The 14458-nt window shown below is 52.3% G+C and carries 15 protein-coding genes and 1 tRNA gene; 11 read left to right on the top strand and 5 right to left on the bottom strand.

The genetic code is table 11. The features are described from left to right. Positions 1 to 176: 176 nt before the first annotated feature. The 5 genes from AC5E51_RS03035 to flgA all read right to left on the bottom strand — a co-directional run bounded on the left by AC5E51_RS03035 (position 177) and on the right by flgA (position 2690). Positions 177 to 252 (bottom strand) — tRNA-Arg (locus tag AC5E51_RS03035). 60 nt (positions 253 to 312) lie between these two features. Continuing rightward, complete coding sequence (locus AC5E51_RS03030) at positions 313 to 1065, bottom strand: flagellar brake protein (protein ID WP_488045596.1); 753 nt, start codon at positions 1063 to 1065, stop codon at positions 313 to 315. A gap of 13 nt (positions 1066 to 1078) precedes the next feature. Then, positions 1079 to 1549, bottom strand: a complete 471-nt coding sequence (flgN, locus tag AC5E51_RS03025; RefSeq protein ID WP_308790148.1) for a flagellar export chaperone FlgN — start codon at positions 1547 to 1549, stop codon at positions 1079 to 1081. Positions 1550 to 1560: 11 nt separating this feature from the next. Further along, positions 1561 to 1890, bottom strand: a complete 330-nt coding sequence (gene flgM / locus AC5E51_RS03020) for a flagellar biosynthesis anti-sigma factor FlgM (protein ID WP_245820069.1) — start codon at positions 1888 to 1890, stop codon at positions 1561 to 1563. Positions 1891 to 1967: 77 nt separating this feature from the next. After that, positions 1968 to 2690, bottom strand: coding sequence for a flagellar basal body P-ring formation chaperone FlgA (gene flgA / locus AC5E51_RS03015; RefSeq protein ID WP_491778102.1), 723 nt, complete (start codon positions 2688 to 2690; stop codon positions 1968 to 1970). 76 nt (positions 2691 to 2766) lie between these two features. Between flgA and AC5E51_RS03010 the strand changes: the two genes are divergently transcribed. From AC5E51_RS03010 to AC5E51_RS02960, 11 genes are all read left to right on the top strand, one after another. After that, positions 2767 to 3690, top strand: coding sequence for a chemotaxis protein CheV (locus tag AC5E51_RS03010; RefSeq protein WP_068441477.1), 924 nt, complete (start codon positions 2767 to 2769; stop codon positions 3688 to 3690). Between the two features lie 5 nt (positions 3691 to 3695). Beyond that, positions 3696 to 4529 carry a CheR family methyltransferase gene (locus AC5E51_RS03005; RefSeq protein WP_068441491.1) on the top strand — a complete coding sequence of 278 codons (834 nt, stop codon included), beginning with the start codon at positions 3696 to 3698 and terminating at the stop codon, positions 4527 to 4529. 172 nt (positions 4530 to 4701) lie between these two features. Further along, on the top strand, positions 4702 to 5103 hold the full coding sequence (gene flgB, locus AC5E51_RS03000) for a flagellar basal body rod protein FlgB (protein WP_068441480.1): 402 nt from the start codon (positions 4702 to 4704) through the stop codon (positions 5101 to 5103). A gap of 2 nt (positions 5104 to 5105) precedes the next feature. Then, the gene (gene flgC / locus AC5E51_RS02995) at positions 5106 to 5555 is read left to right on the top strand and encodes a flagellar basal body rod protein FlgC (RefSeq protein ID WP_068441483.1); all 450 of its coding nucleotides are present in this window, start codon (positions 5106 to 5108) and stop codon (positions 5553 to 5555) included. 11 nt (positions 5556 to 5566) lie between these two features. Continuing rightward, positions 5567 to 6355, top strand: a complete 789-nt coding sequence (locus tag AC5E51_RS02990) for a flagellar hook assembly protein FlgD (RefSeq protein ID WP_301388111.1) — start codon at positions 5567 to 5569, stop codon at positions 6353 to 6355. 21 nt (positions 6356 to 6376) lie between these two features. Next, a complete protein-coding gene (locus AC5E51_RS02985; RefSeq protein WP_491778101.1) occupies positions 6377 to 10006 on the top strand; it encodes a flagellar hook-basal body complex protein in 3630 nt (1209 codons plus the stop codon). A 286-nt stretch (positions 10007 to 10292) separates the two neighbouring features. Then, positions 10293 to 11039 (top strand): flagellar basal body rod protein FlgF, encoded by a 747-nt coding sequence (locus AC5E51_RS02980; protein ID WP_068438827.1) that lies wholly within the window; start codon positions 10293 to 10295, stop codon positions 11037 to 11039. Positions 11040 to 11051: 12 nt separating this feature from the next. Then, entirely contained in the window at positions 11052 to 11837 is a 786-nt protein-coding gene (flgG, locus tag AC5E51_RS02975) for a flagellar basal-body rod protein FlgG (protein ID WP_068438825.1), read from the top strand. Between the two features lie 12 nt (positions 11838 to 11849). After that, entirely contained in the window at positions 11850 to 12545 is a 696-nt protein-coding gene (gene flgH / locus AC5E51_RS02970; RefSeq protein ID WP_491228264.1) for a flagellar basal body L-ring protein FlgH, read from the top strand. Between the two features lie 182 nt (positions 12546 to 12727). Further along, positions 12728 to 13828, top strand: coding sequence for a flagellar basal body P-ring protein FlgI (locus tag AC5E51_RS02965; protein ID WP_301181575.1), 1101 nt, complete (start codon positions 12728 to 12730; stop codon positions 13826 to 13828). Next, positions 13825 to 14115, top strand: coding sequence for a hypothetical protein (locus AC5E51_RS02960; RefSeq protein WP_491778100.1), 291 nt, complete (start codon positions 13825 to 13827; stop codon positions 14113 to 14115). Before AC5E51_RS02965 ends, AC5E51_RS02960 begins: the two co-directional genes overlap by 4 nt. The last annotated feature ends 343 nt before the right edge of the window (positions 14116 to 14458 follow it).

Here is a 14458-nt window from a genome sequence, read left to right as displayed (position 1 = left end):
GCATTCCTATCTCCTGGGGTAACTTTTACCCACCCGAACTCAGTTACCCCGAAAGTTACCCCAGAACTATCTGCGATATAAATGGATGTCTTTGGATGTTGTTGGAACGAAAACCCAGTATTTACGAGGCTTGTGGCGAGGAATTTGTTGGTATTGGAAGACTTTGAAAGAAGGAATGGCCTCCCCATAGGGACTCGAACCCCAATCGTCCGCTTAGGAGGCGGAAGCTCTATCCTGTTGAGCTATAGGGAGGAAGGCTGAGGATTCTAACGGTTGGTGTCGTGATTGTCAGCCCCGGCAGGGGCTGCGCACTCAGATGTTGTCTAATTCGTTTTTCTGTTGTTCCTTCAGGCGACGTTCTTCCCACTGAAACTCCGTGATCAGTCGGTCAATGAAGCGTTGGCCTTGAGGTGAGATCGTGGTGAAGGAGAAGCCACATTGTGTATTGCCGTTGTCACTCAGCTGAATATGGCGGGCTTCCAGGCTGCAATCCATCGAGTTATCGCGGTTAAAGCGAACCCGGGCCATAGGGATGTCCTTGTGGTTGTGCAGTATGTCAGTGATGTCGCCTTTGAACTTGGCCTTAAAACCACTCGAAGACAGATCTACCAGGCGCCCTGTGAGTCCATCGCTGTCTTCATCATCGTCTTCGAAGCGCAGTGTTACTAAGATCTGGTGTGCAGGTGGCACCATGACACGGTAGGCAGTGCGACGCTGCAGATAGAGAACTTCTTCGGGAAATTCGGCGCGATACTGCTCCTGATCCGGCTGATAGCGCAGGCGACCCGTCATTCGGAATTCAATGCGCACCCCCTGGGTGTCGCACTCCACTGAAAATCGCTTACCGCTCCTGATCAGATCGTTGCCCTGCATCGGGATAACCCGGTCCATAAAGAAGCTGCGGGACTTGAAGCTGGTTTCCGTAATTGCCGATTTGTATTCGGTGTCGTCGCCGTCTATACGCAGGGTCACAGGGGTTTCCAGAAGCACAACCTTGCGCAGAGCGCCGTATACGTCTTCTGGGGTGTTCAGCAGAAATTCCTGATTGATACTTGCCTCTGGCATGTCTGACGATCCACTACGCTTCGATACTATTAAGTCCCGGATTCGCTCCGGAAGTTTTTCCATATTCATTATATAAGTGTGGATCATTCTGTCGGGCATGCAAGATACGAAGCTTCTGCTCGGCGCGGAATCGCAACGCCAGAACCATTTCACTCAAGCGCTCAGAGATTTGCCGGTTGGCCTCATACTGAGCGGCAAGCTGCTGCCACAAGGGGTGAATTTCGGGATTGCTCTGGATAGCTTCGTGCTGAAGACATTCTGCACTGAGCGGTAATTGGTGGTCTTTCATCCACTCTAAACGCGTGCCTGCTTGCTGCTTCAGCAACTTAACCTGATGTTCTTTGGCAGGGTTCAGAGTATCCAGTTCAGACGTACGGTGGTGGCTCACGGCCTCCAGTTCCTGCTCTAGCAGGGTGAAGAGCTGCCGGCTGGCGTCGAGCTCGGATGACATCAGCCGGGCAAGGGGAGAGGTATCTAAAAGCATACCTGAGGACCTCAGAAGTTGAATCGGTCCTCAAAATCAAGCATTTTCCCTGCCAGTCTGTCGTAATCGATTTTGTATTCGCCGTTATCAATGGCGCTACGGATGCGCTCAACGGTTGCGTCGTCGACGTCCTTCATCTCTTTAATCTCAGCTTCTATCTGCTGAATGCTTTTGCTGCTCGCGCTAAGCTTGACCTGGTCGGTCAGTGGCGCGGACTCCCTGGCTTTGCCTTCAGCATTCGTCTCTGGGGCCTTAACGGGTTCAGTACGACTACGATTCGTGTCGACACTGTTGCCGTTAGTGAATTTACTGATGTTCATCATCATTTCTCCGAGCTTCATTCAGATGTACCTCTTCATTGTAGTTAACGGCAGCAGATTTCATTACTTTAGGAAAAAGTGTCAGTTTTTTTGAAAACTCACTGGACCTGTACTAAGCCATCGCCGATGACCTCAGCAAACAGGGTGGCTCCAGACTGAGTATTCCTGACCCGTATATGTTCACCTAAGTGACCACGGGCCAGAGCTTCGCCCTTCATTTCGACCTGTATGCCCGGCCTGACCAATCGGATTTTCAGCAGTTGCCCGCGTTGAACAAGGTCGGGTAAGTCGACCATGTCAGGTGTGACAGGTGTTCCTTGTCGCAGAGTTCGTTTGCTCAGCATTCCGCTGACGGCGTCAATATTACTGAAATACCCTTTGTGCAGATCAGAGGTGTCAAGGCGACTGATTCTGAGTTGACCTGCATTGATAACAGTATCCCGGCGTATATCGGTATCAGCGGTGACGACATCTGCGAACACCTTCAGTTCAACCGCGAACGATTGGCGCCAGAAGGGCGCTGCACAGCTGACCTCAACACCGTTGCGCCCAGGTTGCAGGTGGCGGATAACATTCACCTCTAGCGAAGCGCTGCAGTCAGGCAACTCATATCCCGGTGATACAGAAGGATACTCAAACTCCGATACACCGGCGTCTCCCCCCAGTGCAATCCAGCGATTTTTCAGTTCAGCGGTGACATCATCCAGAGAGCTTCCGGCCTGAGCAACGGTCGACAACGACCAGATGAAAAAACCAAATAAAACGCCTGCGCTTCTCTGGTTCTCTACTATGCTCAATGAAGCTAACGAAAATGATGTCATGATTCCGGCACTTTTATTACTCATACCTCAGGTTGAGCAAAGGTCATGCCGGAATTGATCTGAAAGAGAGGCACACATGGCTGGTGTTCTTGAGTCCGTAAACCAACGTACCAAGCTGGTCGGCGAAAACCGTCTGGAGCTGCTGCTTTTCCGCGTCCGCGGTGAACAGTTGTACGGCATTAACGTATTCAAAGTAAAAGAGATCATACAGTGTCCGCGACTGACGTCCCTGCCTGGCAGCAATCGTGTTGTCCGTGGGGTTGTTCACATCCGCTCAGGAACCACACCGATTCTCGATATGAGCCTGGCAACGGGTGGTCCTCCGCTGGATGAAGTGAATGGCTCGTTCGTGATTATTACTGAGTACAACGGTGCGACTCAGGGCTTCCTGGTGGCTTCGGTCGACAAAATCATCAACATGAACTGGGAACATATTCATCCACCGCCCAAGGGCACGGGCCGCGAGCATTACCTCACAGCAGTCACTGAAGTTGAGAATCACATCGTCGAGATCATCGACGTAGAGAAGATTCTTGCTGAAGTATCGCCGGTGAAAGAGGACATCAGTGAAGGCATCGTCAGTGACGACGTCCGTACTGAGGCCGGTAAAAAGAAAGTTCTGATCGTGGATGATTCTAAGATTGCGCGTAAGCAGATTACCCGCTGTCTGGAGAACGTTGGCGTAGAGGTTGTCGCTCTCGAAGATGGCAGACAAGCCTGGGAGCACCTGAAAGGAATCGTGGAAGAGGGTGAGCGACCGCAGGACCGTTACATGATGTTGGTATCCGATATTGAGATGCCAGAGATGGATGGCTACACGCTGACCACTCACATTCGTAGTAACGATGCGATGAAGGGATTTTATGTAGTACTGCACTCATCACTGAGTGGTGTATTTAACCAGGCAATGGTTGAAAAAGTGGGTGCTAATGACTTTATTGCAAAGTTTGACCCCGACGTACTGGCCGACAATATTGTGAGCCGAATTAACCACGGTTGAAATTGATGACGCATAACAAGAAGGAAGTCGTGGTAACTGCTGCGGAGTATAACCAGTTCCGCGACTACCTTGAGGGACTCTCCGGCATTCTGCTGGGGGATGGCAAAGAATACCTGGTCGCCAGCCGTTTGCGAAAGCTCATGGCCGACCGCAATTTACCCAGTCTGACCGAGCTGATGTACTGCATGGAGCGTGACCGTCAGTTCAAAAATAACGTCATTGATGCCATGACGACCAACGAAACACTCTGGCTGCGTGACAGTCATCCTTTTGAAATACTCCGAAACCGCGTGTTCCCTGCGCTCGCTGAACAATCATCGCCCATACGTATCTGGTCTTCGGCCTGCTCAACAGGGCAGGAACCTTACTCTATCAAACTGACTGAACTGGAATTCCGCCGAACGAGCTCGAAACGTCTGCCTGCTGTGTCAGTGTTGGCTACCGATTTATCAGAAAGTGCTTTGAGCGCCGCCAAAGAAGGGACGTACCCATGGATGGCGATACGGCGTGGCATGCCAGAAGACCAGCTGGCGAAGTACTTTGAAAAAACCGGAGACGATGCCTGGCACGTCGGCAAAGAACTGCGCCAGGGCGTGGAGTTCAGAAACTTTAACTTGAACGACAGCTACTCGCGTCTCGGCACCTTCGATATTATCTTCTGCCGCAATGTACTGATTTATTTCAGCGCCGAACGCAAGCGCGAGATCCTGCTGAAGATGCACGGCGCACTTAAGCCCGGTGGTTATCTGATCCTGGGGGCATCGGAAGCCTTGAGCGGTATGCCGGATCACTATGAAATGGTCAGTTGTAACCCCGGTATCCTTTACCGGAAAAAGTAATCGTTTTAGCCCTTGCCGCTGGTAGGTAAGGGCTTGCCGTTCCCCTCTGCGAAACTCTCCTTTAAATGCCCTCTGTTTTTATAACTTATTGAAAAATAAGTAAAAAATAAATTGGCCCAGCTCTTGCTGTATCTCTGCAGACGAACACATATGGCAAACAGGCAGGTACAGAATGGGCGCAATCAACTTTACCAACGCACTCGGAATCCACGACAACGCAATGCAGCTTCGTGCGCAACGCGCTGAAGTACTGGCAAACAACCTTGCCAATGCAGACACCCCAGGATTCAAGGCCCGTGATTTTGATTTTAAAGCCATCCTCGAAGCAGAAACTCACAGTAATAACTCATTCGGTATGTCAGCGACGCATTCTGCTCACCTGAGCGGTACCAGCGGCTTTGCCGATGACGAATTGAAATATCGTAACCCTCTGCAGCCTTCCATCGACGGCAACACGGTCGACGCCCAGACCGAACAAGCCTTATTTGCCCGCAACAGCATGGACTACAACGCCAGCTTCGAATTTTTGAGCGGTAAGTTCAAAGGCATGCGTAACGCGATCCGGGGAGAATAATTATGTCACTGACCAGCGTACTTAACATTGCCGGAAGCGGTATGACTGCCCAGTCAGTCCGACTGAATACCACCGCCAGTAACATTGCCAACGCCGACAGCGCTTCAAGCTCTGTGGATGAAACCTACCGCGCACGCAAGCCCTGGTTTTCCGTGCTCGAAAGCGAAGTGAATTCAAAAAGCCGGGATGTGAACGGTTTTATGGATACCGATGCGGCCATGGGTGCTGGCGTAAAAATCGACGGCATCGTCGAAAAAGATTCACCGCTACAGGCACGTTTCCAGCCAGATCATCCAATGGCGAACGACGACGGCTACGTGTACTACCCGAACGTGAACATCGTTGAAGAAATGACCGACATGATGTCTTCATCGCGCAGCTATCAAATGAACGTTGAAGTTCTTAAAACCGCGAAGCAGATGCTGCAACGCACACTCACACTTGGCCAGTAAGGGGGCGATAAATGGCGATTAACGAAGTAAACAACAACGCCGCCGTACTGGATCAGTACCGTACGCCGACGCAGACCGAAGCCAAAGAAAACGAACTGGGTCGTAATGCCTTCCTCGAACTCATGGTCGCGCAGCTGAATAATCAGAACCCACTGGAGCCGACAGATAACCAGGCGTTCGTTGCTCAGCTGGCTCAGTTCTCATCGGTTGAAGGGATCGACAACCTCAACGATACGGCAGAGAGCATGGCGGCACAGTTTACCTCCAATGCCGCTTTACAGGCGTCAAGTCTCGTCGGTCAGAGTGTGATTGTTGATGGTAATACCACAGGCCTGCTCACGAACGGCGGTGTGGTCAGCGGCTTCACTGAGGTACCTGCGGCGACAGGCGACATGATGCTGACCATCGAAAACAAAAATGGTCAGACTCTGGAGCAGATTTCACTCGGTTCACATGACGCGGGCGCCATGTCTGTGCGCTGGGATGGCTACAACCTGATGGTCGATGGTGACATCGTCAACCTCGACCGCAGCAAGATGAATCTTGACCAGTACCTCCGCGATGAAAATGGCGAGATCGTACTGGACGATAACGGAGATCCTATTGAAAACGTCTACCCACCAGGTCAATACGTTTTCAAACTCAGCGGCACGATTGCCGGTGAGAGTGAACAACTGGATATGCAGATGAGTTCACGTGTCGACAGCGTCACCATGAGTGCAGGTGGCGAAGTGACCCTGAACTTAACCGGTGGCGAACGCGCCAACCTTGATCAGATTAAACAGATTCTTGACGCCTGATCCGGCGAGAGGAGTACAAATATGGCTTTTAATATTGGTTTAAGTGGTATCCGTGCAGCCTCTACGGATCTGGAAGTCACAGGTAATAACGTGGCAAATGCCAGTACCGTTGGCTTCAAAGAATCCCGTGCAGAATTTGCCGATGTCTACACCAGCACACTTCTCGGCACAGGCTTAAAGCCGGTCGGTAGTGGTGTACTGGTTGATAACGTCCGTCAGGAATTTTCGCAGGGTAACATCAGTGGAACTGAAAATGCCCTCGACCTTGCTATCGACGGAAACGGTTTCTTCGTACTGGATGACCGTGGCAGTGTGTCTTACACCCGATCAGGGATATTCTCGCTCGACAAAAACGGATTTGTCGTGGCAAACAACGGCTCACGTCTGCAGGGTTATGAAGCCAACGAAAACGGTGTGGTCAGCGGTGTGCTGGGCGACATCAATATTCAGATTGCTAACCAGCCGCCACGCCTGACGACTCTTGCCACCGCCATCGTAAACCTGGATGCCGGTGAGCAGGTTCTGCAGGAGCAGGGTCTGCAAATAACCACCAACGGTTTGTCTGTTGGTGCGGCAGACGCGGGCATTCTTGAATCCACCAAAACCGTACTGGATTCAGCGGGTCAGCCAACGGATGCAGGCATTCCTGCACAGGTATTGTTCCCGAATACAGTCGCGGCAGTCGCGGCGGCGGGCTACGGTACTGAGTCGATGGACTTTGATATCGGTGACGGTAATGGCAGTCAGACCATTACCTTGGCCGGTGTTGCCGCAGGTGCCACCGTTCAGGAGGTGCTTAACGACATACAATCCGCCTTGGATGCGACATTCGGTTCTCAACAATTACGCGCAGTTGAAGATCCAGGTACGGGTAACCTGATTATCGAGCGCGCAGGGTACAATGCGACGAACGGTACTTCATTCTCCATCACTACCACACCGGGTTGGGATGGTGTGTTTGGTGTAGCGGGTGCAGTATCTGCGGGTGTTGCTGGTCAGCAGCTCTTTGTTGGTGCTAGCCCGGTTACCGCCGATTTTCGTTCTATCCCCGGTACTCAAACGACTACGCGGACAACAGCAACTCCGCCTCTGAATATTGTAGCGAGTGATCCGGGCGAGTTCGCCGTACTTACGGCAAACAACACCTACAGTGCCCTCGATCTTGAAGACAAAGTCGCTCCAGCTGTAGATAACGTTTTAGCTTTCCGGGTTGTTACTGAGGGGGGAGCGAGCTACCCCATAAATCTGAGTGAGGCAGCTTGGGTTGGTGCAGCACCGACCAGCTACGCGGCCGTATCGACGACTGAAATCGTGGCAGAAATTAATGCTCAGATAACCGCGACCGCCGGCGCCGGTAACGAAGAAGTTCTGGCGGTGAATAACGGCGGCAGAATTGAGTTTCAGGTACAGGCTCCTGCATCACGTGGTGATTTCGTACAAATTGCTGATAACCCCACCAGCTCGGTCAATTATGACTTGATTAATCTGGGCTTCCTAAGTAACAACCGGATTGATGGAGGTGTCGAGCCTGTACTGGCCAATAACGAGTTCAACCTTGAAGTGACCAGTTCTACCGGTAACGCGGGTGGTCCATTTACTATCACGATCCCACCTGCAAACTATGCCAATCTCGAGGCTCTGGCAGTCGCCATTCAACAACAGATTGATATCTATATTGGTGCGGGTGGCCTGGCTGGTAAAGTGAACGTCGACGCCGTAGGTGGTCAGCTGGTGTTTACCAACACTCTAGTTGGTGCAGGTGAAGGCATTTCGCTGACGCCGACTGTCGCTGAGTCTCAAGCGTTAGGGGAACTTGGCTTCGATAGCATGTTCATCGTGACGGGTCAGGATGAGGTCGATCGTACCAACAGCTTCCGAATCAATCTGACTGTCCCAGCGCCGGATGATGAGGGGCGCAGTGGCTCCGTCGTGGTGACTCTGGATGAAGAATACCGCTCTGTGCAGCAGCTGGCGGCAAGCATTAACCGCCAGCTGAACAGTCAGGATGCTGATAATTACATTGGTGTGCAGGCGGCCGCTGTAGAGGTAGAACCGCAAACCGTACCACCGCAATATAAGCTGCAGCTTTCGGCAGTAGAAGCGGGCGAAGCCTCGATCATCTCGATCACGAATATTACCGCAGGTGGTCAGGAGGTTTCTGAGTCTGATCTCTACGGTATTCTTCAGGTCAACCCAGACGACGGTACTCTACTGACCACAGGCATCGAAGGTGTCACTAACGAGTACCCAGAGCAACGTGTCACTCTGATTGATCCAGACGGCCAGGAAACAGAAATTGTTATTCCTGAGCATGCCGAAGCCAACGAAATCGTCTCGCTATTCAATCAGCAGCCAGGGGTAACCGCCTCCGCTGAAACGGTAATGACGATTCCATCTTCTGGCTACAACACCCCGGGTAATGACATGTCTCTGACCCTGAACGGTCAAATTCTGGAATCAACCAGCCTCGAAGAACTCGCAGAAGAGATCAATGCTTACCGTGCAACGACGTTGCCGGGCTTCCGTGCAGAAGTCAGTGATGCCGGGGATCTGGTCATCACTAACGAAATTGGCCGTGATATCAAAGTCTCGATTGATAGTCCTGTCGTAACAGACTCACTGGTAGTTCAGGGTGCATCCGGAACTGGCCCAGTGGTATTGGGTGGCACCACGGCGGCTGATGTGGCTGCAGCGGTAGGCGGCACCGTGAATTTCATTCTCAATGAAAACTACGTATTACGTGATCCTCAGCCAGTCATATCGGGTATCTTTGGTGCATTGACCGATGACGAATACTCAGACTTCACTCTGAACTCATTCGACCCAGATAATCAGGAAACCTACAACCACGCAACATCGACCACCATCTACGACAGCCTGGGTAACTCCCATGTGATGACTCAGTACTTTGTGAAAGAGCCGCTGGACCCAACACGTCCGAACGAGCAGAACGTCTGGGCTATGTACGTCTTGATTGATGGTAACGACATTGGCGACCCTGATCCTTCACTGCCATTTCCGGAAAACCTGGACCCGACGCGTTCACGGTTTGAACTCTTCTTCAACCAGGACGGGACATTAGACGAAGTCGCGACCGGCGATATCTACATCACCAACTGGGACCCAGTGGACGAAAATGGCGATTCGACAGGGGCTCTGACATCAACAAACGTACTGGAAGGTGGCTTGCCCCTGAGCGATCCACCCACAAACTCAAACTTCCAGATCAGTCTTAATGGTTCGACCCAGTTTGGTAGCGAGTTCTCGGTGAACGAAGTAAACCAGAACGGCTATGCAACAGGTCGACTGACCGGCCTCGAAGTGGATGAAGAAGGTATCATCTTCGCCCGATTCACCAACGGTCAGGCACAGACACTGGGGCAGGTGGCCATGGCCAACTTCCGTAACCCGGAAGGCCTGACACCAGTCGGCGACACGGGCTGGGCTGAGTCTTTTGAATCAGGTATTCCGACCATTGGCTCACCGCGAACGGCGTCGTTTGGCCAGATACGGTCATCTGCATTAGAAGACTCAAACGTCGATCTGTCAGAAGAGCTGGTGGGCCTGATCATCGCCCAGCGTAACTTCCAGGCGAGCGCCAAGACCATTGAAACCACCGACCAGATAACGCAGGCGATTCTGAATATCTGATAACGTGTAACCCTGTAGGAGCGCTTCAGCCAGCTTGTCTGGCTATGCGCGAATGCTGCTTGGGCTTCTTTCGCGCAAGCTCCGCGTTGCGCTCCTACAACAAAATTATTTCCTTTCTATCGTTGCCACCCTGGCAACCGCTTGCCGTTTCCACACCCAACCACCGGCATATCGACACTCAAAATCCGTCCGAAATTTATCTAACTGATTGATTTAAAATGAAAAATCAGAGTTGGCACAGCCTTCGCAATACTTCATGTAACTGAACTATTGAAAGGCAACCACTATGGACCGCGCACTCTACATCGCCATGTCCGGGGCCAAACAGAACACCTACGGGCAAACCGCACACGCCAACAACCTGGCCAATGTTGCGACCACAGGTTTCCGCTCTGATTACACCCAAAGCCGGGCGCAAGGCGTGTTCGGCGAACACTTCCCATCGCGTGCGTACGCCATGACCGAACGTCCCGCCAGCGATATGAGCATGGGCTCACTGGTCGAGACGGGTCGCAACATGGACCTCGCGATTGAAGGGAAAGGCTGGTTTGCGGTCGTCGGCCCGGATGGTCAGGAAGCCTATACCCGCGCCGGAGACCTCAGTGTTGATCCACTGGGCCGACTGGTGAATGGCAGTGGTCGTCAGCTCATTGGTGACGGCGGCCCTGTGGTATTACCCGAATTCGAAAAAATCGATATCTCAAAGGCCGGAATTATTACGATCCAGCCTCTCGGTGAAGTGCCTGCGGGCGTCGCCGAACCAGTGCAGCTGAAGCTGGTGAATCCAGATCCTGAAACGTTAGAAAAAGGCGAGGATGGTCTTTTCCGTTTTCGTGAAGAGGGCACCCCACCGGCTCAGCCAGACCTTAATGTCAGCGTTGTTGGTGGCTTTACTGAAAGCAGTAACGTCAATGCCGTCACCGAACTTACCAGCCTGATTCAGCTGAACCGTCAGTATGAAATGCAGGTGAAAATGATGAAACGTGTCGACGAGCTGGCAGCCGCCACGACACAGATCATGTCGAATCAATAAGGAGTCAGCACTATGATGAACGCACTCTGGGTCAGTAAGACCGGGCTCGAAGCACAAGACCTCGCGCTGACCACCGTATCAAACAACCTCGCCAACGTAGCGACCACCGGCTTTAAAAAAGACCGTCCGGTATTCGAAGATCTGATCTACCAGATTCAACGTCAGCCTGGGGCCAACAGCTCAGCTGACAGTCGCCTGCCGTCTGGTTTGCAACTCGGTACCGGTGTACGTACCGCAGGTACCCAGAAAGTATTTACCACCGGCTCGCTCGAAATTACCGATCAGCCGCTGGATATCGCGGTTAACGGTCGCGGTTTTTTCCAGATTCAGATGCCTGACGGCAATATCGGTTATACGCGTGACGGTACCTTCCACATCAATAACGAAGGCACCGTCGTAAACGTCAATGGCTATCCGTTGGAGCCGCAGATTGTTATCCCTGAGCAGACCAACAACCTTACCATCAGTGAAGACGGTATTGTCCAGGCGACCATGTTCGGTGACCCGAATCCGCAGCAGCTAGGCCAGATTGAGACGGTCGACTTTATTAACCCAGCAGGCCTTCAGGCAGCCGGTGGCAACCTCTTCCTGGAAACTGCAGCCAGTGGTGCTCCTCAGGGTGGAGTTCCGGGTGAAGATGGTTTTGGTCGGGTAGTGCAGGGCGCACTCGAAAACTCCAACGTCGAAGTGGTTGAAGAGCTGGTGAAAATGATCACCGTTCAGCGCGCCTACGAAATGAACTCAAAAGTCGTGTCAGCAGCCGATCAGATGCTGCAGTTCCTGACACAGAACACCTGATGGAGGTGTGATATGAAACGCCTGTTAGTTAACGCATTAATCGCACTTACAAGCACTGGTCTGTTGAGCGCATGCAGCAGTATTCAACAAGAGCGCGACGTATTCCCGGATGATCCGGCCTACGCTCCTGTATCGGCACAAAGCCTTGAAGCACCGCCGACCAACGACGGTTCGCTGTTTCAACCAAGATACAGCGTAGGGCTATATACCGACCAGCAAGCTAACCGGATCGGCGACATCATTACCGTGATATTCGACGAGGAATATCAATCGTCGAAATCAGCGGAAACCGTGGCCGATAAGTCATCGAACAATAACATGGCTGTACCGTCCCTGATGGGGACAGTCCCCGGCTGGAAAAACCTGACCATGGATTCAGAAACCACCAACGACCGTCAGTTCTCGGGCAAAGGTGAGGCTGACCGCTCAAACAGCCTGACAGGTCAGATCAGTGTGACGGTCTCAGATATACTGCCCAATGGCGTGCTACAGATACGCGGTGAGAAATGGCTGACCCTGAGCGAAGGCGACGAATATATCCGCATCATGGGGCTGGTCCGTCCGCAAGACATCACACCAGAAAACACCATAGCCTCAAGCAAAGTCGCAGATGCCCGCATCTCATTCGGTGGCCGAGGCAACCTCAACAACAGCACCAAGCAAGGTTGGGCTGACCGCATCTTTATGTCACCGCTCTGGCCGTTTTGACATTTGATGGGATGAACAACTGTTTGTAGGAGGGGATCATATCCCCGAATATCTTCCAGGCTTCAACGGTGTCGGGAAGAAGCTTCCCTCCTACAGCTTTCAAACCAATTGGCACACCCTTCGCATCATTCCCTTCCAAACGCTCCTGTAACGGCAAAAACTGCGCAACTACGGATTAAATGATGAAAAACTGGCGTCAATTACTCGTCATAATGCTGGTCAGCACGATTCCAGCTCTGGCCCACGCGGAGCGAATCAAAGACATCACCAGCATATCAGGCGTGCGCTCAAACCAACTGATCGGTTACGGGCTGGTGGTTGGTCTCGACGGGACGGGCGATAAAGCCCCGTTTACTACACAGACCTTCCGCAACATGATGAACGAATTCGGGATCACCTTACCGCAAGGCACCGACCCGAAACTGAAAAACGTCGCCGCGGTATCCGTTACCGCTGAACTGCCGCCGTTCTCCAAACCCGGCCAGCGGGTCGACGTTACAGTATCGTCACTGGGCAATGCCAAAAGCCTGCGCGGCGGCTCACTGTTATTTACCCCATTAAAAGGCGCTGATGGCGGCATTTACGCGGTTGCGCAGGGTAACCTCGTCGTCGGTGGTTTTGGTGCCGAAGGCAACGACGGCTCAAGTATTACCGTCAACGTTCCCAGTGTTGGCCGTATCCCCAACGGCGCAACGGTAGAACAAGCAGTACCGAGCAGCTTCGGTCGTGGCGACAGCCTGATCTTCAACCTGGACCAGCCCGACTTTACTACAGCACGCTCAATGACCGATAAAATCAACGAACTACTGGGGCCGGGCACCGCCGAAGCACTCGACGCTACCAGTATCCGGGTCAGTGCTCCGCGAGACACAAGTCAGCGCGTCGCATACCTGTCGGTGATCGAAAATCTTGAAATAGAAACCGGCACCGAGCGCGCGAAAATTATTATTAATTCCCGTACCGGCACCATAGTCATGGGGCAAAAAGTACAGATAGAACCAGTGGCCGTGACACACGGTAGTCTGACCGTCACCATCACCGAAGATTTCGAAGTGGCACAACCCAACGCGCTGGCTGAAGGTGAGACGGTTGTGGTTCCGCAAACTAACATCAACATCGATGATGGCGGCGACAGCCGCATGTTTAAGTTCGGCCCTGGCGTCACGCTCGACGACATCGTCAAAGCCGTAAATGAAATTGGCGCCGCCCCCGGAGACCTCATGGCAATACTCGAAGCCATGAAACAAGCCGGTGCCCTCAAAGCAGAATTAATCGTCATATGAATAACGACCTATTTAGCCAGGTAAAAAACCTCTCGCTCGAACTTCGCTCACTGATACGCCAGGGCGTAAAAGAAGGCGTCGAAGAACGCATTCAAAAACGAAACGAACTGATGCGTGAGTGGTTTTCTCAAGTCAGTGACCTCATCGACCTGACTAACGAACAGCAAGTGTTTCTTGAAGACCTGTTGAAAGAAGAACAGGAATTGCTTGAGCAATTAAAAGCTGAGCAGAAGCAAGTGGGCTCACAACAGCAAGGCCAGAAGAACGTCAAAAAGTATTTGATGTGAAGTTGCTGGGTTTTGTAGGAGGGGGCGCTTCATCTAACCTTGTGTGAGCAAATCAGCTTTTTTACCCCCCCCGTGGGAGCGAATCAGCCGAAGGCTATTCGCGATAAACCCCATCGCTATTAGCCAGGCAAGCTGGCTGAATAGCTCCTACATGGAAAATGACCACCGTGTCGTGGAAGTGAGTCGCTTCATCTAATCTTGCCGGAGCAAACCAGCTCTTTACTCTGTGGGAGCAAATCAGCTTTTTTACCCTGTGGGAGCGAATCAGCCGAAGGCTATTCGCGATACCCCCATCGCTATTAGCCAGGCAAGCTGGCTGAATAGCTCCTACATGGAAAATGAC

This window comes from Thalassolituus sp. (genome assembly GCF_984348125.1).
The sequence above is the reverse complement of the archived record's forward strand: the minus strand, read 5'-3'. Positions and strand labels throughout refer to the sequence as shown.